This window comes from Arcticibacterium sp. (assembly GCF_055134445.1).
Genome location: NZ_JBSRVI010000103.1, coordinates 1 through 20,198, shown reverse-complemented (window position 1 = coordinate 20,198; position 20,198 = coordinate 1). Strand labels below are relative to the sequence as shown.

12 protein-coding genes are annotated in these 20,198 nt (G+C 35.7%); 7 read left to right on the top strand and 5 right to left on the bottom strand.

Translation table 11 applies throughout. The features are described from left to right. Together ACTBZY_RS13685 and ACTBZY_RS13680 are read left to right on the top strand one after the other, a co-directional pair. On the top strand, window positions 1–4,708 hold a 4,708-nt coding region (locus ACTBZY_RS13685), incomplete at its 5' end, for a beta strand repeat-containing protein (RefSeq protein WP_463046901.1). A 391-nt stretch (window positions 4,709–5,099) separates the two neighbouring features. Continuing rightward, on the top strand, window positions 5,100–5,735 hold the full coding sequence (locus ACTBZY_RS13680; protein ID WP_463046900.1) for a 3-keto-disaccharide hydrolase: 636 nt from the start codon (window positions 5,100–5,102) through the stop codon (window positions 5,733–5,735). 94 nt (window positions 5,736–5,829) lie between these two features. Here ACTBZY_RS13680 and ACTBZY_RS13675 read toward each other — a convergent pair whose 3' ends face one another. From ACTBZY_RS13675 to ACTBZY_RS13655, 5 genes are read right to left on the bottom strand one after another with little or no spacing between them, the layout of a single operon-like run. Further along, the gene (locus ACTBZY_RS13675) at window positions 5,830–7,473 is read right to left on the bottom strand and encodes a hypothetical protein (RefSeq protein WP_463046899.1); all 1,644 of its coding nucleotides are present in this window, start codon (window positions 7,471–7,473) and stop codon (window positions 5,830–5,832) included. Between the two features lie 19 nt (window positions 7,474–7,492). Then, window positions 7,493–8,260 (bottom strand): class I SAM-dependent methyltransferase, encoded by a 768-nt coding sequence (locus ACTBZY_RS13670; protein WP_463046898.1) that lies wholly within the window; start codon window positions 8,258–8,260, stop codon window positions 7,493–7,495. A gap of 1 nt (window position 8,261) precedes the next feature. Beyond that, window positions 8,262–9,158, bottom strand: a complete 897-nt coding sequence (locus ACTBZY_RS13665; protein ID WP_463046897.1) for a glycosyltransferase family 2 protein — start codon at window positions 9,156–9,158, stop codon at window positions 8,262–8,264. Between the two features lie 5 nt (window positions 9,159–9,163). Continuing rightward, complete coding sequence (locus tag ACTBZY_RS13660; RefSeq protein WP_463046896.1) at window positions 9,164–10,252, bottom strand: DegT/DnrJ/EryC1/StrS family aminotransferase; 1,089 nt, start codon at window positions 10,250–10,252, stop codon at window positions 9,164–9,166. Between the two features lie 53 nt (window positions 10,253–10,305). Beyond that, window positions 10,306–10,701 carry a sugar 3,4-ketoisomerase gene (locus ACTBZY_RS13655; RefSeq protein ID WP_463046895.1) on the bottom strand — a complete coding sequence of 132 codons (396 nt, stop codon included), beginning with the start codon at window positions 10,699–10,701 and terminating at the stop codon, window positions 10,306–10,308. A 523-nt stretch (window positions 10,702–11,224) separates the two neighbouring features. On the opposite strand from ACTBZY_RS13655, the gene ACTBZY_RS13650 reads away from it, so the two are divergent. From ACTBZY_RS13650 to ACTBZY_RS13630, 5 genes are all read left to right on the top strand, one after another. Then, window positions 11,225–14,086, top strand: coding sequence for a PVC-type heme-binding CxxCH protein (locus ACTBZY_RS13650; protein ID WP_463046894.1), 2,862 nt, complete (start codon window positions 11,225–11,227; stop codon window positions 14,084–14,086). A 409-nt stretch (window positions 14,087–14,495) separates the two neighbouring features. After that, complete coding sequence (locus ACTBZY_RS13645; RefSeq protein WP_463046893.1) at window positions 14,496–15,290, top strand: polysaccharide deacetylase family protein; 795 nt, start codon at window positions 14,496–14,498, stop codon at window positions 15,288–15,290. 171 nt (window positions 15,291–15,461) lie between these two features. Next, the gene (locus ACTBZY_RS13640; protein WP_463046892.1) at window positions 15,462–16,736 is read left to right on the top strand and encodes a DNA methyltransferase; all 1,275 of its coding nucleotides are present in this window, start codon (window positions 15,462–15,464) and stop codon (window positions 16,734–16,736) included. Beyond that, window positions 16,733–18,988: an ATP-binding protein gene (locus ACTBZY_RS13635; protein ID WP_463046891.1), complete on the top strand. Its 2,256-nt coding sequence runs from the start codon at window positions 16,733–16,735 to the stop codon at window positions 18,986–18,988. Before ACTBZY_RS13640 ends, ACTBZY_RS13635 begins: the two co-directional genes overlap by 4 nt. After that, the coding region (locus ACTBZY_RS13630) for a hypothetical protein (RefSeq protein WP_463046890.1) at window positions 18,972–20,198 on the top strand (1,227 nt) is incomplete at its 3' end. The genes ACTBZY_RS13635 and ACTBZY_RS13630, both read left to right, overlap by 17 nt.

Genomic DNA, 20,198 nt, shown 5'->3' with positions numbered 1-20,198 from the left:
CATAAATGCAGCTTTAGCAGATACTATTGGCCTTAATCTTGGGAACAAAGATTTGGCAGGTAATCCACGGGTTTTTGAAAACAGATTAGATATAGGAGCCTATGAGTATCAAAGCATACTTCCAAACCCTCTGTTAGTTTACAATACGAAGGATGATGGCTGCGGTTCACTACGGTATGTAGTAGCAAATGCCATTTCTGGCGACACTATCCGTTTTGATAATGTAATTGACATGGATTCCGTAAAATTGACCTCTGGGCAGATTTTAATAAACAAAAATCTTGTCATTCTGGGTAACGGGATGGAAAACACCATTATTGATGGGCAAGCCAATGACAGGGTTTTTGAAGTTCTAATCTCAAAAAATGTAAAGCTTATTGGAGTAACTATTCAGAATGGAATGGCTACAGCGAGTTCTACCAAAGGTGAAAATGGAGGTGGTATTTACACAGAAGGAAATCTGACCATAGAATCCTGTCAAATTCTAAATAATAAGGTTTCATCTACTGGTTATTCCCTTGGTGGGGGTGGAATTTCTTCTTGGCATGGGACATTGAACATAAATAAATCTAAGATTATAGGTAATGAAAATATAAGTACCGGTAGTTATGCCACAGGTGGTGGATTGCATATAAATACTTCTAGTAATAGAATTACAAATACCGTTTTTTCTGGCAATGTGGTTAACTCTACAGGCGAAGCAAAAGGAGGCGGTATTGCTTTTATTAATACTACATTAAGGATTAGCAATTGCACGGTTTCCGGTAATTCTGCTATAAAAGGTGGTGGCATTTACCAAAGTGATAACGACGCACTAATGGTGATTAACAATACACTAGTGGCCAATAATATTGCTTTAACAGCAAGTGATGATATTCTCAATGAAGCTTCAATAGGTTTGCTCTCTGGAAGTAATAATTTCGTGAAGGACCCAAGCGGCAACCATAATTTTACTTTTGGGAACAATGTAGACCCACAGTTTGTGGTGAATGTTTCTGGTAGCCCATCTTCAAATGGAAACTTGCGACTTCAATATTGCTCAGCTGCCATTAATTCAGGAAATCCAAGCACTGCTGGTCTAAGCCTAGGTGATGAAGACTTAGATGGAAATCCAAGAGTGTTTGATGGGTTAATTGACATTGGTGCCTATGAAATTCAAACAATTTCCACTTTAGACCCACTATTGGTGACCAATACCAATAATGATGGCTGCGGTTCGCTTCGACTGGTCATACAAACAGCCTCTGCTGGTGATACCATACGTTTCGATAACGTCATAGATGGCGATACCATTAAACTTACTTCTGGTCAACTATTGATTGACAAAGATTTGGTCATTATAGGCAATGGAAAGGATAATACAATAATTGATGGGCAAGCGAATGACAGAATTTTTGAGATAAGTTCTACTAAAAATATTTTCATCAAGGGCTTAAGCATCCAAAATGGGAAGGCTAAAATAGTTGGGAACCAGTCCAAGGGTGGAGGTATTTATAATAGTGGACACTTGAGTTTAATAGAAGTGGCATTAACAAACAATGCTGTTCCTGCCACAACACAAGGTAGCGGTGGTGCCATTTATAGCACAGCGGGTAGTCTTATATTAAAATCAGTACACGTAAGAGGTAACAGCATCGGAAATCAGGCTTATATAGGATATGGTGGAGCCATACTGATAAAAAACTGCCAGACTGAAATCACTAATTCAATCATTTCTGGCAACAAGTCTGGCAATGGTTCTGGCAATGGTTCTGGTGGAGCAATATACATATATGAATCCGATGTCAAAATATACAATAGCACTATTAGTGGTAATGAGGCCAGTACTGGCGGAGGAATAGCCGTTTTTTATAATGCAAATGTAGATTTACGTAATAGTATAGTTGCCCAAAATAAAAGTTTCACCAGCGGGAATGACATTTATATCATAAATAATAATCCGAGTGTATTTTCAGGGGAGTATAATCTAATCAATGAGGTTGTTGGAAATCATACGCTAACAAACACACTTAATGTGAATCCGTTTTTTGTAGAAAACGTTTCTTCGGCCCCGTCAAACTTAGGAGACTTTAGACTACAGTTTTGTTCAGAGGCTATAAATGCCGGTACGGCAGACACCACAGGTCATAACTTAGGTTTGGTAGATATTGCCGGAAACACCAGAGTCTATAATAATAGAATAGACATCGGAGCTTTTGAGCTTCAGTCAGTACCTGTTTTTGAACCTTTATTAGTAATCAATACTAATGACTATGGCTGCGGTTCGCTACGGTTAGCAGTAGAAAATGCTGCCGCAGGAGATACCATACGTTTTGATAATATAATTGATGGAGATACCATCAAACTTACTACTGGTCAGATATTAATAGACAAAGATTTAGTAATTATTGGAAATGGAATAGAGATAACAACCATTGATGGCCAGGCGAATGACAGGGTTTTTGAAATTGGTTTGGGAAAAACGGTTTACATTCAAAAGCTAAGCATCCAAAATGGCGGTGGAACTGCTAAAGGCGGAGGACTTTATAATTCTGGGAGTTTGTACCTTAGAAGTGTTGCTATTTTGAATAACCACGTCGCGTCAGCCGCATCTTGTTGGGGCGGAGGGATTTATAATAATGGAACGCCTGCTTTCCTCTCAATAGTTAATTGTAAAATCAGTGGAAACAGATCTGAAGCCTTATATGGTTCGTTAGCTTATGGCGGAGGCATTTATAATGTTTTGGGAGAGCTAATAATTAAAAACAGCCTTATAAGTGGTAATTTAGTAGGAAGCACTAATTCTACGTCATCTTATGGCGGAGGTATAAATAATAGATTAGGTACACTTACTGTTTATAATTCTACTATTACAGGAAACCAGGCAGTTAACCGAGAAGACCCCTCCGCAACTTGGGCGGAAGGAGGAGGTATTTTTATGAACGGCGGAACTACGAATTTAACTAATACCATTGTCTCCAAGAATGATGCTGATGACCTTTTGGGAAATGATGTATATATTTATGATGGCACCTTTACAGATAATGGTGGAAATTTAGTTTTTGACCCAGATGGTGGACATAACATTAGCAACGGAAATAACTTAGACCCACTCTTTGTTCAAAATGTACCAACCGCTCCATCTACAGAAGGAAATTTAAGGCTCCAACCCTGCTCACCAGCTATAAATGCCGGAAAATTAGACACTTTGGGGTTTGGTTTAGGCCTTTTAGATTTGGACGGAAACGTGCGTGTATTTGAAGATAGAATTGATGTAGGAGCCTACGAATTTCAAGAAAAACAATTGGTTTTCAGAAACCCAACAGCCGCCGAATTTAACAATATCTATGCTTGCGAGAACGGAAGCCTGAAATTAAGTTCAGGAATAAGCAGTAGTACTTTCACCTACCAATGGCAGCTCAGCACGGGTGGTACATTCACAGACTTAAACGAAACTGCACCTTATAGCCAAGTAACAAATGATAGCCTGTCTATTAATCCTTCATCGGTTTCATTGGACGGTTATCAATACCGAGCTATGATTTCTAATGGATGCAAAACCATTATTTCTGATACCATCACACTAAAGGTGGGTGCTACGCCAATGATTACTTTACAGCCAGTAAGTCAAATAGTTTGCCCTAATAATGAGGCGATTTTGGAAGTGGATGTAAACGGAGCAGGCGTTTCTTTCCAATGGCAAATAGACAACGGCAGCGGTTTTGTGAATGTCAGTGGTTCGGAATATTTCGGTGCGAATAGCAAAAGACTCATCATCAGTAATTTTGATTATGCCAAAAGTGGCAAAGCTTTCAGGTGTTTGGTTTTTACAGCTTGTTTCCAAATCCCATCAGATGCCGCCACCATCACTATTAACACCGATGTCACGATATTGGCACAGCCTATGAGTCAAACCGTTTGTGAGTTTAGCACAGCCATTTTCACGGCCCAAGCGGTCAAACTTTCGGCAGGAACATTGACTTATCAGTGGCAGAGAAAAAGTGGTGTTGGCGTTTGGACGAATATAAATACCGGTGGCAGATACACCGTAAACGGCAACCAACTAAGCATTGCCAATGCCCCCGCCTCTTGGAACGGTGCAGAATTCCGTTGCTTGATGAATGATTATTGCCAGACGATACCTAAAACGCTCAATGTTATTCCAGTTGCCCATGTCACCCAAAACCCTGTTAATCAAGAAATATGCATAGGGAATAACGCCAATTTCTCCATCACCGCAGCAGGTGAAGGTTTAACTTATAGATGGCAAGTAAACAGCGGTTCAGGTTTTACTGACTTAACAGATGGCGGGGTTTATCAAGGAGCTACTTCGGCAAATTTGAGTCTAAGTTTCCCATCAGCAGATGTCAATAATTATCAATACCGCTGTGTAGTATCAGGTACATCCTCATGCGACATGGTGGCCGACACATCGGCTGTGGCTAGCATTAGTATAGGCGTTTCTGCAGAAGCACAAACAGTTGTATATAATTCTCCTATCAGCACTAATGATGGCGTTACGCAAGCAGTAGGTTACATTGTGGGTATTAATGACATTACAGCACCTAATGGAAAAGCAGAATACAGAGCCGGAAATGCCATCCTATTAAATCCTGGATTTGAGGTGGAATCGGGGGCCGTTTTCTCAGCTAAGATTATGAATCCTTGTCAAGTACTTAGTACAAGCTCAGTAATTGAATCAAGCGTTCCAAAAGAGAAGGTAAAGTAACAATAACTCTTTCCTGAGCTCCAAATCAAACTTAGTTTTACTAAAGTAAAGCATCTACTTATCTCAAATATTAAAAAGATGCGTAGATGTTTTTGCTCTTTCACAAGCTGTCAAAAACCATCTCCCTATTTTCCACCAGCTTTCTAGAGGACATGATTAGAATACTGCAAAAGACAAAAGTATTATCAATGATGTTTCATTTAAAAAATGTAATAGTAAACGGCAATAAATAGACTGATAGGACTAGCTATGCTAGTCCTTATTTTCCTTCCTAACTTCCCAATTGAAAGGTATAATTCGCTAAATTTACCTACCCTTCCGTATGTGGACGCTGAAAATATTTTAGCTAAATGTATGGTTCTATTGAACTAACCCAAAACGTAAAGCCTCAATGAAGTCAATTTTCTACTGCCTTCTCTTAAGTCCTTTGTTATTTTTATCCTGTAAAAATCAAGCTACAGAAACCAGCATTTCTCTTTATGACGGCAAAACCTTCGATGGTTGGGAAGGCGACACATTGAACACTTGGCGAATAGAAGACGGGGTGATTATTGGTGGCAGCCTAGATGAAACCGTTCCTCATAATGACTTTTTGTGTACCACAAAGGCGTATGACAATTTCCACCTAAAGCTTAAAATAAAACTTACTGGAAGCGAAGGCTTCGTCAACTCAGGAATTCAGTTTAGAAGCGAAAGACTAAAAGAGCCAGCCTATGAAATGACTGGCTATCAGGCAGACTGGGGTGACAAATATTGGGCCGGCCTCTACGACGAATCTAGAAGGAATGTAACACTCATAGCTCCAGATTCTACCGAAGTGCTCACTTGGATAAAAATAAACGACTGGAACGACTACGAGATAAAAGCAGAAGGCAAAAGAATCAGACTATACATCAATGGCCACCAATCCATAGATTACGCCGAAGAAGACGAAAGCATTCCGCAGTCAGGCTTAATAGGTTTACAGATTCATGGAGGAGCTAAAGCCGAGGCCGCATTTAAGGATATTTCTATTGAAGCATTATGATTAAGTGAATCACACAGAATTCTTATGTTTCTTGAGACCAAATGACGTCATATAAAATCTTGAAAATATCGCCTGGAAAATGGCAATTATACCGCTATTTTTCAATCCAATTTTCCAGATCTTTTCTTAAAAAAATATCATATTCTTCTAAGCTTTCTACATAAATATAATTTTGCTTAAAATAAGGGTAGACATTTTTTAATTTGGCCATGGCCGTTAAGGTGTAATCATAATAGCTTTCTCTCCTATTATTTTCAACCAAGAAAAATTCAGGTCTATTTCTTACTAAATCTAAATAATATATATTCTCACTAAAAACTGTGGCATCTTGCGTTTGGTTACCAAATAACCTTTCAGGAACATTTTGATGGACAGCTTGATAAAAACCTGTTTCTACATGTAGCCGTGGTCGCCATCCAAATACAACCATCTTGGGGGTTTCAGGGCTTTTATTTCCAATGTATATTAATCTTTTTGAAAGTTCACTTTTATATATAGGCTGATATTTAAAGTCTATGTTTTCCGAATTTTGTTTAGTCGTTTCGAATGTATACCAAATTTGTATGAAGAAATAAAATACGGAGCAAATTAGAAAGCAATAGATATAGTTAGCTGTTTTTAAAACATTCTTATCGAGCCCATTAAACAGTAAAGCAATACCAAAAATAAAAGGAAGTATTAATATAGAATAGTAATGTCCATTAGCCATCCCTGGTTTTGAGACCGCATAAACCGAAGCCATCGTTATGAGAAAAAAGAAAATTTCTAATTCAGTAATTCTTCGTTTATAAACAACTTTACCCGTATTAATAAGCACTATCACTCCAAAGATGTATTTGAAATAATACCCCATTATAGCACCAGTGCTGGATCTAGATAAGAAGGAAAAATAAATGTTTTTCCAAATAGAAGCTGGTTTTCCGTAGGAAAAATTAGTCACTATATAAAACTGAAAGAAATTATTTATTTGATCATAATACCAGAGATATACCAGGAGTATAATCGATGGCAAAATTCCCCAGAAGGAAAACCATAGAAGTTTTTTATATGAAAACTTCTCATTTTTGAAGAGGTAGAGATAGAAACTAAAAAACACCAAAATTAAGGCAATTGGCACCACTTGTAGCTTAGTATATGGAACCAATCCCATTAAGAAATAAAAAAGAGCTTGTAAATAGCTATTTATCTTATAATCTGTTGAATAACTTAACGATAACAAGAAAAAACCAATAGATAAAAAAAGTATTCCGGTAACTTCATTATAAAAATGATTAATCTCAATCGTAGGGGCTACAGAAAAGAAAACTATTAAGTAAATAGATGAAAGTGCGGCAATTTTTTTATTGAAAATATTAGTGAAAGCTGCTATTAAAAAGGCAAGAATTAAGATCGAATAAATTATCCAAACGACTCTTGGGCTTGCAAAATCTGTTTCAAATCCTAGAACAGATGGTATAGCAAAAGATAATACTTGAATTGGACCCAATGTGAAAAAATCGATACTTCGCCATAAGACGGGGTCAAGTTTAAAAATCCCCAAAACTTCACTTAAATTAATGGCTTCGTCTTCATTAAGAGGCCTGTTGTAAAACAGAAATACTATTTTGAAAGAAATAAATAATAATAGTGCAAAAGATATAAAAGCCCAATCGTATTTCCATTTTCCAAAACCTTTAGAAAAGAAAGAAAAATAGATTAATCCTATAAAAAAGAAAATTTGAAAATATATTAAATTCATTTAAATGTTTTTATATAAATCATTTTTTCAAAACTATAAACAAGGAACTTCCGAAGATAGTTGATGGGATAAATCGGTCTTCCCAGTCTGAAATATAGTATAATAATTTATTAAGAATTGGAGCTGGTACTTCCACGTCTGATTGGATGTTTTCAAAATCGACTTTCAAAAAACGCAATTTAAATCGCTGAAATGCACGTATAAAAAATATTAAAGGCGAAAGAAATAAACTCCAATAAATGCTTTGCTTAATTTGGGGTACCTTTTCCATTTTGCATATTAATAGATTAAAATCATTCCAAACAAATCTTCTTTTAGCACCTACTGCGATGTCATGTATCCCACTTAAAACTTCAAAGGCTTGGTTATTAGCAATTAACACCCCTTCATTAAGCACCGTAGACATTAAACCATTGAAAGCAGTTTCAAAACTCGTATCTTCAAATTGATACAAGACATCATTGCATATGACCACATCAAATTGGCCTAAATCTTTGTCCTCTTTCAATTCAAGGATATTTCTTTTATTTACAGTTATATCCCTTAAACCACAAAACTCCACGGCATCTTCTGAAAAATCAAAACCTTGAATATTAGTATATCCTTCCAATTTGAGTACTTCCAACATGCCACCGGTTCCGCACCCGGCATCTAAAATTGAGATGCTTTTGTCCTTAGGAAATTCATCTTGAATGGCTCTTAATACTTTATGGTGAAGTGTTTTATACCACCATAGCGTTTGTTCAGTTTCAAACATTTTTTGGTATTCGCTTCTGTTAATAAGCATACTATTTTATGATTTTTTTCCTGACCAAATACTGTGGATTCCCTTTTAGCAACATATATGTTTTACCAACATATTCGCCTACCAAAGCCAAGGAACATAAAATTACCCCGCAGAAAAAAATAATTACAGGTGAGCCCCATTCTGGAATAACACTTAAAAAATAAAGAAGCATATAGCATATAGAAAGGAAAATTGACAAAACTCCTAAGCTCATAATGAGTCGTAAAGGCAAAAGAGAATATCCAAAAAATACGGTAAAGACTAAGGATACTAATTTGCGAATAGTGTATCCAGATTGGCCGTCTTCTCTTGCATTATGAATGACTTCTTGTTTACCGATTCTATCTGTTAAAAAGAAAATAATGCCATCTAAGTAAGGGTAAGGAGTTTTAAATTTTATAATTTCTTTCACCATTTCTTGACTTAAAAGCTTGAAACTAGATAAATATAAATCCTTAGGTTTTTTGAGTAAATATGTAGCACAATAATTTACAATAACACTTCCTAACTTTCGGAAAAATGAATGTTTTTTTTCAGGATAATAGCTGTAAACCACATCATGATCTTCGTTTTTTGCACATTCAATAAGCCTTAGAATTTCAGAGGGTGGATTTTGAAAATCATCATCAATGATGACAACAAATTTGCCTTTTGCATAATTAAGCCCGCACATAACCGCATTGAACTCGCCAAAATTCTTGGAAAGCGATAAAGCATTAATCCTAGGTCTATTTTTTGCAAGATTTAAGCAAACGGTCTCTGAATTGTCTTTACTTCCATCATTCACCAAAACAATATCGTAATCAAGGTCTTTTAACTCATGTTCCAGAACTGAAATCAAGGACTCCAATCTTAATGCACTATTATAAATGGGAATTACAACTGAAAGTTCTTTCATAAGAATTAAAATAAATTCACCGACATAATAATATAGTCAATCTGAGCATCTGTAAGGCTTTGATTGAGCGGAATACTTAAGGTTTCTTTATGTAACTTTTCAGTAATTGGAAGTGACAAGTTTGATAAAAAAGTTAAAGCCATTTGTTTGTTCGGGGGAATTGGGTAGTGAATTTCCGTACCAATCCCACAATTAGATAAATAAGTTTTCAATTCATCTCTACGACTACAAGTAACAATAAACAAATGCCAAGAGTCTTCATCTATAGTATCGCTTTTGGGTAAGCTTATTTTTTTGTTATTAATTTCTAACAGATACCTTTTCGCAATCAATCGTCTTTTAGTTGTAATCTCCTCCAAATACATTAGTTTCAAATTTAAAACTCCTGCTTGTATTTCATCCAATCTGCTATTTCTTCCTAAGAGCTGAAACGAATACTTTTTATCTGACCCGTAGTTTCTTAATTTTCTTATTTGATCATTAAGTGCCTTATCATTAGTAATAACACACCCGGCATCACCCAGTGCACCAAGGTTCTTGGTAGGATAAAAACTATATGCAGAAGCATCAGAAAATGTAGCAGATTTTCTATTCTTAAAAGTTGCTCCATGCGATTGTGCATTATCCGAGAATAATTTTAATCCAAACTTATTGCAGAGATTTCTAAGAATGACATAATCAGGACATTTTCCGTATAATTCCACTGCAAATATTGCACTTGTTTTTGGCGTTATTTCGGCCTCTATTTTATGGACATCTATTAAATAGGTGTATGGATCGGGCTCTACTAAAACTGGTATTAATCCAGCATTTACAATAGCCAAAATTGTGGCAAAGTAAGTATTGGCTGGAACAATCACTTCCGAGTTATTTGGAAGATTAGACGCCATCAAAATTAGTTCAATTGCATCCAATCCATTGCCCACACCAATAGCATATTTTGAGTTACAATACTGAGCAAAAGATTCTTCAAAACCAATAAGCTCTTTACCCAAAATATACCAACCCGAATTTACAACATCTTGAATTTTATCATTAATTTCAGCGAGGTATGGCTGATTAATTAAGCTTAAATCTAGAAAAGGAATGGTCATTTAAGCTATTATTAATATTCGTAATCTTAAAAACAAGGCTTCAGCTGATTAGCTTATTTAAACATTTCATCAACGAAAGAAAACTCATAGGGCTCGTCAATGTAATCCTCAATATTATAATATTCGTTTGCCAAAACCAGCAAAATGCAATCTTCCGTAAAATTTTTCATCTGATGCCAATCTTCCGGGTATAAAAGCAATCCATGTTTATTGTTTTCTAGCAGAAAATAATTTTGGTTTTTGCCATTATCGCAGTAAACCTCACATGATCCTTTTATAGCTACTAATAACTGACTTGTTTTTTTATGCCTATGCCCTCCTCGAATTGCTTTATTATCAACATTTTTAATATAATAAACTCTTTTTATGGAGCCAGTTAATATCTTTTCAAGTACTGATAAGTTACCATTCCCAGTAGAAAATTCATTAATTTCGAATAGTTTGGCCATGACTTATTTTGGCAAGTATTGCACTTTTAGTTTTTTAAATAGGGCTATTGGGTGATAAAACAAACCAAAAAAAAAAACATTACCTATTTTTCCAGACAATCTTAAGATAATTTCTCTGAACATCGCTTGTATTCAATTTGCTAGATGGCTAACATTTAATTTAACCTTCAATCCTTAGAAATAAAAAGTTGATATGAATATGAGATTTTGTGTCAAAAAAATATTCATCCTCTTTATCACAATCGACTGTTCCCATGCAGCTAACGTGCAAATAGACTGAATGAATTATAAATAGCTGTTCTTAAGGCATTTTAGATCTCTAAGTTTGCGTGAATTGTTTTTCTTGAAGGAGTTCCTCTACGATTCGTTTTTTTGAACGGACAGACGGCTCTAGTAGAATGACGACCTCTCTGACAAGAAAAAGTTTTCAATAAAACATTTAGAAACAGAGTAAAGCAATTGTCCAACACTATCAAAACATTTCCATTATCTTTAATTGACAAAAAGCTTCAACCCGATAAAAATGCTAAAAAAGAAAATTCTGATACTCGGATTGTCATTCCTGCTTATAAGCCAAATAACATTTGCCCAAGAAAAAATAGACCGAGAATATACTCTAGAAGCATCCATGCTAGGCTACTTCTCTAAAGACGGCACTCGAAACCCGACTTTAAAAGCCAATAAAGGCGATGTAGTAAAAATCACAATTACAAACACCGAAACCATGACGCACGACATCGCCATGGAAAAACGCGACATAAAAAGTAACACCTTAAACGAAAAAGGAAGTAGGACCAGCATCACTTTCACGGCTGTAGAGAGCGACATCTATTACTGTACCGTGCCAGGTCATAGGGCTGCGGGGATGCTGGGCAAATTTGAAGTAGTAGAAGGCGATTTAAACCTTCCGAAAATTATAGGAAGTCTGCCTACCAAAGATGGCAGACTGCTAAACCTAAACTTTGAAACAGGGACACTACAAGATTGGACGGCAGAAGGAGATGCGTTTATAAACCCCGTTTTCTTACAAAATCCTTCTCCAGTTCATGACAAAGACATGAGTATCGGAGGTGAAGGCAAATATTTCTTGAGCAGTGGCGGCACATTACATCATGACCTTAAGGGCACTTTGACCTCAACTTCTTTTACAGTTACCGCACCTTATGCCGCTTTTAGTATTTCTGGAGGTGCTTTAGCAGATACCCGTGTAGAACTGGTTTTGAAAGATAATAACGAGATAGTTTTCAGTTCAACTGGTCAAGGCCGTTCCAATTTACAACCTGTAGTGGTGGATTTACGGTCATATTTCAGAGAAGAAATGTTTATCCGAATCATTGATAATGAAACTGGCGTATCGCCAATCTCTTACATCGGGAAAGATACATGGGCTCACATAAACTTTGATAATTTCCTTTTTTATCCAGAACAACCAAAATTCCCTAACGAGCTTAATAAAGAGGATATCATCATTATGCCACCGTTAGACCCCATTTTAAATTCGGGTTTATCTGGTATGGAAGCCGCTAAGGCTATGACTCCTCCTGAGGGTTTTACTATTACTTTGGCGGCAGCTGAACCAGAAATCATCAGACCTATCTGTTTTACCATTGACCCTAAAGGCAGGCTTTGGGTGGTAGAAGGCCACACCTACCCTACTCCCGCACCAGAAGGAGAAGGCAAAGACCGAATATTGATTTTAGAAGATACCAATGGAGACGGCACTTTGGACAAAAAGAAGGTCTTTATGGAAGGATTAAACTTGGTTAGTGGCATCGAAATAGGCATGGATGGACTTTGGTTAGGAGCTGCTCCTAATTTCCTTTTTGTACCTGTAAACTTTGAAACAGACAAACCTGCAGGGTCACCACAAGTATTACTAGACGGATGGGGAACGCAAGACACGCATGAAGTACTAAACAGCTTTAGATGGGGGCCAGATGGCTGGTTATATGGCACACATGGCTTGTTTACCCACTCAAATGTAGGAAAACCAAACATACCAGATGCCGAACGCGTCAAAATAAACGGCGGGGTTTGGAGATATCATCCCACTCGTCATGAATTTGAGGTATTTGCCCACGGTACCAGCAACCCTTGGGGCTTGGATTTCAATAATTACGGACATCCTTTTATTACCGTTTGTGTGATTCCGCACATGTTTCATGTCATACAAGGTGCCAGGTATCATCGCCAAGGCGGCCAGCACTTTAACCCATTTACTTATGACGACATCAAGACCATTGGCGACCATGTTCATTATTTAGGAAACAGAGGGCCACATGCGGGTAATTTTAGGTCGGCAGCGGCTGGTGGTGGGCACGCTCACTCTGGTGCTATGATATATCTTGGTGGAAGCAATTGGCCAGAAAAATATTATAATAACATCTTCATGAACAACATCAATGGAGCTAAAATGAATGTGGATGAGCTGAGCAGAAAAGGCTCTGGATATGTGGCTTCGCATCAAAAAGACTTTATGGCCATGAACGATTCTTGGTCGCAGTGGCTCAATTTTAAATACGACGCCAGCGGCTCTGTCTGGGCCATTGACTGGTATGACCAAAACCAATGTCACAGCCCAAACCCTGATGTACACGACAAAAGTTTAGGTCGAATTTTCAAAATAACTTATGAAGGCGACCAATGGGTGCAAGTGGACTTGTCAAAAGCCACAGACATGGAATTGGTCAACTATCAATTACACGAAAACGAGTGGAATGTAAGAACGGCCCGCACCATTTTGCAAGAGCGTGGCGGAAGTCCTGAGGTTTATAAAGCATTAAAAAACATGCTTAAAACTAATCCAGAAACGGCAAAAAAACTCAGAGCCTTATGGACACTTTATGTGACCAATGGCATTTCAGAAAAAGAGTTAAATGCACTGCTTACGCACAAAGATGAAAACCTTAGAAGTTGGGCTATTCAATTATTGACAGAAGAAAAAACGGTTTCAAAAACCACTTTAGAACTTTTTGAAACCATGGCTAGAAAAGATAAATCTCCTTTGGTCAGACTTTATTTGACATCAGGAATGCTAAGACTAGACCCAAGCCAAAGATGGAAAGTGATGGAAACTCTGGTTCAAAAAACAGAAGACGCCGAGGACCAAAATTTACCACTCATGTATTGGTACGCTACAGAACCTTTAGCAGAATTAGACGCCGCCAGAGCCTTAGACCTAGCCGAAAAGTCCAAAGTACCTAAGATACTAAATTACATGATTCAACGTGTTGGAGCTATTAATACCCTAGCATCAAAACAAGCCCTTAAAAACCTAAGCGAAAAATGGGTGAAATCAGGCTCTCATAAGCATCATGAAGAAATGATGTTGATTAAAGAGCTAATTAAGGGAAAAAGTAACGCCGAATTACTATTTTCTAGTTAAGATGAACATAAAGAATGATTACCTTATTTCCGCCTGTACTGTCTGAGCACGTACAAAACTCTTTAGACAAATGATTTTCCGCCCTTACCTTGTTAGAGTTTTGTAGGTGTGAGTTTACAGACGGTCGGCCGCTGCCGGGTAACTTTTTTTGGTTCGTTTTTTTGAAAAAAAATGAACGCTGGCGGCAAGCCTCCCCGCTGGAAAGCGAGCGAATAAAAATGCTTTTATAAACAAATTTCATTATCCCTTAAAGCCAATTTATAAGGTCTCATTTTTTTCAGCAATAGACTCTTTCATATCAAGCGAAATGGAACATAGTAAAAACTAATTTCCTACCAGAATAAAGCTCTGAACTAATAAAATCTACTTAACTTGTTTCTTTTAAAACAAGCCCCAAACCAATTAGAAAATGTCTAAAAACCTTATTACCTTATTCTTCCTATTACTAAGTTTTAACATTAGTGCTCAAGAACAAGAATTCAAATGGCCAAAAGGCAAACAAATGGCACTTAGCCTTACTTGGGATGATGCAAGGCCAAGTCAAGTCCAAATAGGCACAGCCATTTTGAATAAATATGATACCAAAGCGACTTTCTATGTATTACCTGGCCCAGTATATGACCAACTAAGTGGCTGGAAGCAAGCTGTAAAAGATGGTCATGAGATAGGAAATCATAGCTATAATCACCCTTGTTCGGGTAATTTTTTATGGGCTCGTAAAAATGCTTTAGAAGAATACTCCGAAGAAAAAATGGAGTTGGAATTCGAAGCTTCAAATGAGAAAATAGCCCAAATGCTAGGTGTTACCCCTACACAATTTGCTTACCCTTGCGGTCAAACGTTTATTCAACGTGGTACAGAAACGCAAAGTTATGTTCCACTTGTAGCGAATTATTTCCAATCTGGTAGAACATGGCTAGACGAGGTTCCAAACGATCCTGCTTACTGCGATTTATTTCAATTAACTGGTGTAGAGATGGACGGTAAAAGCTTTAAAGAAATCTTGGCCATCATTGATGCAGCAAGAAAAGATGGACTTTGGCTTGTTTTAGCTGGTCATGAAATCAACAAAGGTGGACTACAAACCACCAAAACAAAAACCTTAGAAAAACTCCTAAAATACCTCAGCAAAACAGAAGCTATTTGGGTAGCACCTGTAGGTGAGATTACGGAGTATGTTAAGGCTAATAGGGAGTTGGAGTGATGACCAGCCCTGAAAAGTTAAAAGAAAATGGGCAAAAATCTATTTTCATAAGCTGCATGAGAGATATTTTTGATTGGTAGGATTTTAGATTAATTATTCATTTACTTCTATTTAAGTAAAGCTTTAAATCAATATTTATTGTATTATTGGACTTTTCTGTAAATTAAGAATATGAAAATTAAAGGGTGGAAGTTAGATTTGGATGCTTTAGAGATTTCTAATGATTGGAATTTCGCAGAGGAGAAAGAGGATCTTATTCATAGAATACATGCATATCCTGCTAAGTTCCCTGCATTTCTAACTACCAAAGCTATTTCTTATGCGACTAAAAACGGTGTTAACATTCAAACAATTGGAGATATGTTTTGCGGATGTGGCACAACGGCATATGAGGCAAAAAAAGCCAATATCAATTTTTGGGGATGTGATATTAACCCTGTTGCTACTTTAATTGCCGAAACTAAAAGTACTTCTTACAATATTGAGGTTTTGGAAGAAACCATGCTTCTTATTTTAAATGCTTACGATAGGCAATCCAACGAAGGATGCATTATAGATTTAACTATAATAAAAGACCGAATTAAGTACTGGTATACCAAGGATTCAATAGTTAAATTGACATATCTTCGAAATGCTATTAATGAGGTTAAACCTCGTAATAGTAAATACAAAAGATTCTTTTTAGTTGCATTTTCTAATATACTTAAAGCTTCCTCTCGATGGTTAACCAAATCTATAAAACCTACAATAGATAAAAATAAGAAGGAGATAGATGTAAGAAAAGCCTATGTTAAGCAGGTAAAATTGATGTTCAGAGCTTTTAAAGAATCTGCGATTAATTACAACCCGAAAATTGACATTCAAACAAGGAGTATTTTAAGTACTTCGAATAATAACGTTCAACTTGATTTAGTGGTAACAAGCCCTCCATATGTTACATCTTATGAATATGCCGATTTACATCAACTGTCATCCTTATGGTTGGAATACGTAAGTGATTTTAGAGAATTAAGAAAAGGTACTATTGGGAGTGTTCATGATATTGCAGAATTCAAAAAAGATGTCAAGGAATTGAACAGTACTGCTGAAGACATAGTTTTTCAACTATATGGAAAAGATAAAGCTAGATCTAAAAGTGCGGCTCGATATTATGTGGATATGCAGAAAGTAATCAATATTTCTTACGAGAAGTTGAATTATGATGGCTTAGCAGTATTTGTAATTGGCAATACAGAATATAAAGGTGTGAGAATTAATAATGCCCAACATCTTATGCAAGCTATGTTTGAAGAAGGGTTTAGAAATATGGAAGTTATAAAAAGAAAAATATCGAATAAAATTCTTACTCCTTATCGGGATATAAGTGGGAAGTTTACGAATTCCTCAGACGGAAGAAAGGTTTACGCTGAAGAGTTTATTGTTATTGGGAAAAAAGTGCGAACATGAGCGATGTATATATAAGACCATATGCCAGGTTGATTACAATGCTTGGAGAACAGCTCATTAAGAATGAACAATTCGCTTTAAGTGAAATAATAAAAAATTCATATGACGCGGATGCAGAATGGGTTAAAGTAGATTTTCAAGATTTTGACAATCAATTAAGGCATAATTCGAAAAGTCAAATAATAATTGAGGATAACGGACAAGGAATGACAGAAGAAGTCATTTTAAATAGTTGGATGAATCCTGCCACTTATAATAAAAAATCTGCAGAAGGAGATCTTCCAAAAATCACAGAAAAAGGGAGAGTAATACAAGGGGAAAAGGGAATTGGTCGTTTTTCTTTATTCAAATTGGGTAAACATATTACAATTATAACGAGACCTCAAAATAGTGAGTTAGAATTTACTATTACATATAATTTCTCGATTTATGATGATGATTTTACGGAGTTCTACGATTCTGAGAAAAAAGTTTGGACTAAAAAAGAAATATTCTTAGACCAATTAATTATTAACCTTGAGAATTCTAAACCAAAAGAATTAATTAGTAGATCGGTAAAGGTTAATCATAAAACTTTCAAAAAAGACAATAATCATGGAACAAAAATTATCATTTCCGACTTAAAGGGGAAATGGTCATATAACAAAATAAAGACTAGCTATGAAGAACTTCACCAAATACAGTCTGGTTTTGAGACTTTAACTGGTAAAAAGCCTGCAACTGAATTTGAAATTGGTTTTTCTATTGATAATGTCGGGCAATCCTTACCTCATGAAGAAAATGAAAGATTAAGAGCATTAATAGAAAATCAGACAGTAATTGAAATTTCAGAAGGTAAGTATATTGAAAAAGATAAAAAACTTTCTTTTAAAGTAAACGGTACCCTTAAAGAGATCTACACTTCATCCCCAGAATTTCAAGCACTCAAAAGTTGCAAAACATCGATCTGGCAACAAGAAGGTTCTTTATTTAATGAAATTCCTAAAATTGGTGATTTTAGTTTCAATTATTTCATTTTTGACTTTAACGCAAAAGAACCCTCCAAGTACCATCTAAAGTCGAAAGACAAAGATCTCCTAAGAAAACATAGAGTATATCTATTTAGGGATAACATTCGTGTATACCCATATGGCAGCCCGAATGATGACTGGTTACAAGTTGATATTCATAGAGGTATTGTAAGAGCATCAGATTTCGCAAGCAATGATCAAACTCTGGGATGGATTGAGATATCTAAAGAAAAAAACCCAAAATTAAAAGATAAAACTAATAGAGAGGGACTTATTGAACATGAAAACGTAGCTAAAGCATTTATTGAACTCAATAAGATCTTCTTAAATTGGGTAAGAACATACCCCTACAAACAACATCAGATTGATGAAAAAAGAAGAGAGGACGTAAAACATAATGTAAAAGCTCAAATTGCATCAGAATTCAAAACACTTTTTGATGCACTTTCGAATGAGCTAGATAAACCAAAACAAGCTTTATTACAAAATTTACAACTAAAGGTTGAAGGTGAAAGAAGATTTTTAGAACGAAGGGTTGAACTAACCGAAGAACTCGCAGGTGTAGGTTTATCTGTCGAAACAGCTTCACATGACCTAATGTTGATGCTTTCAAAAGGGATAGGTGGAATTCATGATTTGACTCAAGATGTAATCAACAAGTCAATAGATTTTGATAAGATAGAAAATGAGTTGAATAAAATTTCTGGAATGTTTTCATTTGTTAAAAATCAAATGCAAGATATCCAATTACTCTACACTTCTAGCAAAGGCCGACGGAAACAACTGAGAGTAAAAGACTTACTTGACAAAGTTGCTCATTTTTATGACAGAGTACTTAAAAAAGCTGGAATAAAATACCAAATTGAGGTACTAAATACTCCACTAATTGCCAAATGCACTGATGCTGTTTTAATGCAGACATTTATTAATCTTTTTGATAACTCTTTTTATTGGTTGAAGATTTCAGATCAAAGAGAAAAGAAAATTTTAATCCAGCTAGATGGAATGAAAGGAAAGATGATCTTTTCTGATAACGGACCTGGTTTAAATCCAGAAGACATACCATATATTTTTGAGCCTTTTTACTCAGGAAAAGGAGAAGAAGGAAGAGGCCTAGGTTTATATATATCAAGGAAACTATTAAATAAAAATGATTATGAAATTGAAGTGGCTGACTTAAATAGTGAGAAACTTCTTTCAGGTGCTAATTTCGTAATAGACTTTAATGGAGAAATCAAATAAACTAAATCCAATGGCGAGCAAAAAAAACAATGTAGTAGAAAAAAAAACCAATGCTTTTTCTCCTATAGATCTATTAAAAGGGGTAGTAGTTATGATCGATGAACAAGTCGATAGTATTTATGCGGAAAGTAAGGATCCAGCCCCAAAGATATTAGAAGCTCTTATAAAACATAAATACCCTGTATTGACTTATACTGAAATTCCTGATTCTGAACAAATAGACAATCTTCAAAACATTGCGTTTGTCATATTAGATTGGAATCTTTTGAATCTCGATCTAGGTGTCAATGATAACCAAGAAGTAATCCCGTTACCTGCAGGTTTAAAAAAAGAAATGGAAGACTCAAACATTGAGTTCATTAAAGCTTTTAAGAAAAATAGCTTCTGCCCCATTTTTATTTTTAGCTCTGAATCCGATTCTTATATTAAAAAAGTTTTAATTAAAGGAGGTGTTTATATTAAAGACTCTACAGCTTCAAATAATATACTGGTAATGCCTAAAAGTAGTGTTTATGATGAATCTACTGGTTCCGAAAATTTAATTAATGTGTTGACTGATTGGTTAAAAGGTACACCTTCTGCTTATGTGATTAAAAAATATGAAGATTCATTAAAGAAAGGTCTTAACAACTTATCTTGGTCATTCTATGAAAAATTTCCAGATTGGCCAGTTGTTTTTTGGAAAACCTATAAATCTGACAGTATAGATATGTCATCTTCTCTTTTAGACCTCATGAATAACTGCCTTGTTTCGAGAATTAGCCAAACAGAATTTGATGAAACCATTTTGGAAAAGGAAATAAATCTTGAATCTGTCAAAGAAGAAGTTAGAAATGTGATGGAGGCAGAAAGAATCTATTATAAGTCTTTCGATATAGGTGAATCAATTATTACTGGAGACCTTTTTTTAAATAAAAAGGATTACCTACTAGTAATCACACCAATGTGTGATTGTATTGCTAGAAACGGTAAAAAGAATTCTGATTTACACTATCTATTCTTAATTGGGAAGAAAAAAGATAATACTTCGATAAAAAATGAGTTCTTGACTACTTATGGTCGTATAGCAGAATCAGATACTCATACAATACTTTTCCCTGTTAATAAAGGTATTGGAATTGATTTCCGGTTTACAAATTCTGGATATATTGAATATGATGATATATCTCAATTTACTTATATAGGAAGGGTGAATCCTCCTTTCATTACT

Bases quoted from the DNA above. Each gene is read 5' to 3' on its own strand.
- ACTBZY_RS13680 (WP_463046900.1), top strand. From the start codon at position 5,100: ATGAAGTCAATTTTCTACTGCCTTCTCTTAAGTCCTTTGTTATTTTTA.
- ACTBZY_RS13675 (WP_463046899.1), bottom strand. From the start codon at position 7,473: ATGAATTTAATATATTTTCAAATTTTCTTTTTTATAGGATTAATCTAT.
- ACTBZY_RS13670 (WP_463046898.1), bottom strand. From the start codon at position 8,260: ATGCTTATTAACAGAAGCGAATACCAAAAAATGTTTGAAACTGAACAA.
- ACTBZY_RS13665 (WP_463046897.1), bottom strand. From the start codon at position 9,158: ATGAAAGAACTTTCAGTTGTAATTCCCATTTATAATAGTGCATTAAGA.
- ACTBZY_RS13660 (WP_463046896.1), bottom strand. From the start codon at position 10,252: ATGACCATTCCTTTTCTAGATTTAAGCTTAATTAATCAGCCATACCTC.
- ACTBZY_RS13655 (WP_463046895.1), bottom strand. From the start codon at position 10,701: ATGGCCAAACTATTCGAAATTAATGAATTTTCTACTGGGAATGGTAAC.
- ACTBZY_RS13650 (WP_463046894.1), top strand. From the start codon at position 11,225: ATGCTAAAAAAGAAAATTCTGATACTCGGATTGTCATTCCTGCTTATA.
- ACTBZY_RS13645 (WP_463046893.1), top strand. From the start codon at position 14,496: ATGTCTAAAAACCTTATTACCTTATTCTTCCTATTACTAAGTTTTAAC.
- ACTBZY_RS13640 (WP_463046892.1), top strand. From the start codon at position 15,462: ATGAAAATTAAAGGGTGGAAGTTAGATTTGGATGCTTTAGAGATTTCT.
- ACTBZY_RS13635 (WP_463046891.1), top strand. From the start codon at position 16,733: ATGAGCGATGTATATATAAGACCATATGCCAGGTTGATTACAATGCTT.